Below are 385 nucleotides of genomic sequence, written 5' to 3'. Positions count from 1 at the left end.
ATTAAACTTCAATGGAACATTCCGGTCAGAAACTAGATAAATATTACATCAAAAAAGTAGATGACGACAAAAAAAGCATTTATTGTCACCATGATTTAATGGGGGAATTGTTTGTGCCTACACATAAACATGACAAAGCACAATTGTTGTATGCTGAAGGAGATGTGGTTTTTGTAACAACAGAAACCAAAACCTACTTTTTGCCGGCAAGGCATTTTATCTGGATTCCTAGTGGTGTTGCGCACAGCATCGAACCAAAATCTGAAAGTGTTACAATGCGGAATTTATATTTTCCGGTTGAAAAAGACGAAGATGATTTTTATAAAGTAGAAGGTATTTATCCGGTCAATAATTTATTATTGCAAATGATGCTTTTTACCAATAG

At 34.0% G+C, this 385-nt stretch carries 1 protein-coding gene; it reads left to right on the top strand.

Going from position 1 to position 385, the window contains the following annotated elements; genetic code table 11:
* Window positions 1-11: 11 nt before the first annotated feature.
* Window positions 12-385, top strand: a 374-nt coding sequence (locus tag BW716_RS35785) for an AraC family ligand binding domain-containing protein (protein WP_179091446.1), incomplete at its 3' end; no start/stop codon positions are given.

The organism is [Flexibacter] sp. ATCC 35208 (genome assembly GCF_001975825.1).
Taxonomy (GTDB): domain Bacteria; phylum Bacteroidota; class Bacteroidia; order Chitinophagales; family Chitinophagaceae; genus Chitinophaga.
Note: the sequence above shows the minus strand (reverse complement) of the source record. Positions and strands in the feature narration are given on the sequence as shown.